At 69.1% G+C, this 1,159-nt stretch carries 1 protein-coding gene; it reads left to right on the forward strand.

Going from position 1 to position 1,159, the window contains the following annotated elements; all coding sequences use genetic code 11:
• Positions 1-381: 381 nt before the first annotated feature.
• Positions 382-1,128 carry an endonuclease domain-containing protein gene (locus CCN35_RS27310; RefSeq protein ID WP_342748660.1) on the forward strand — a complete coding sequence of 249 codons (747 nt, stop codon included), beginning with the start codon at positions 382-384 and terminating at the stop codon, positions 1,126-1,128.
• Positions 1,129-1,159 lie beyond the last annotated feature (31 nt).

Consider the following 1,159-nt stretch of genomic DNA (forward strand, 5'->3'; position numbering starts at 1 on the left):
ACCGCCAAGAAGATAACGGGGCGGCCGCAGCAGCGCGGAGGGGAGCTGCTGCGGCCGAAGCATTTCCGCGTCAAGATTCCACGTCGGGACCAAGACTCCACGTCGGGACCAACACTCCTCGGAGCCCCTCGGAAACGCCCGGCCCGGTTGTCCACAGGGCATGTGACGCCCTGGGGATTCCTGGGATCTTTGCGAGGTGGAACGGAAACAGCTGCGGGAGCTGCTCGACGGAGGTGTCCTGCTCACCTCGCGCGCCCTTGAGGCAGGCTGGCCCCGGCGCAGCCTGACACGGAAGCTCCGGGAGCAGGGCTGGGTCCGCTGCATGCCGGTGCCTGGGCGGAACCGGGAAGCTCTCCGGACCTCATCACGCGGCTGCGGGCAGTGCAGCTCATCAGACCACGGCTCATCGTCAGCCACCGCTCGGCGGCAGCGATCTGGGGAATCGAGACACTGCGCAGGAGCACCGGGACGCCCCTGGAATTCATCGATCCCGGACGCACCCTGCACGGCGGTGAAAGAGGCGTACGGGTGCGCCGCATGCACGTGGCACCCTCCGAGGTGACCATGATCCGGCACGGCCTCCGGCTAACCGGCGTGCGCCGCACCCTCACCGATCTTCTCCGGGCCGGTCCGAGGGACGACGCGGTCGTCGCCGTGGAATCCGCGCTCGGGTGTCGAACGGTGAACGGCATCCGCCGTCCACCACTCACCGATGTCGCTGCCCTCACGGCATCCCTGAAGGCGAAGGCGGGCTCCCCGGGTACGGCTCGGGCAAGCACCTGGCTGCGGCTGTGCGATCCGCACGCCGGCTCTCCGGCCGAGACGATCGCCCGGCTGCGTCTGCACGACGCCGGCCTCCACCCCGAGTCGCAGGCCGAACTCATCACCCCGGCCGGACGCCGCGTACGTCTCGACTTCTTCTTCCGCGCGAAGGGCCTGGCCGTCGAGATCGAGGGCTACGCCTACCACGGCACCCGCGACTCCCACCGCCGGGACGTCGCCCGCTACAACCAGATCCTCCAGTGCCCCGAAGTGCGCAGCCTCCTCCGCTTCACCGCCGAGGACGTCTTCCACCGTCCGGCGTACATGATCCAGGAAATCCGGACAGCGCTGGCGAAGAAGCTGTGAGGGGCGGAGTGGGTCGGGTGGGGTGTTGCTG

It is taken from the genome of Streptomyces thermovulgaris (assembly GCF_002155915.1).
Taxonomy (GTDB): Bacteria; Actinomycetota; Actinomycetes; order Streptomycetales; family Streptomycetaceae; genus Streptomyces; species Streptomyces thermovulgaris.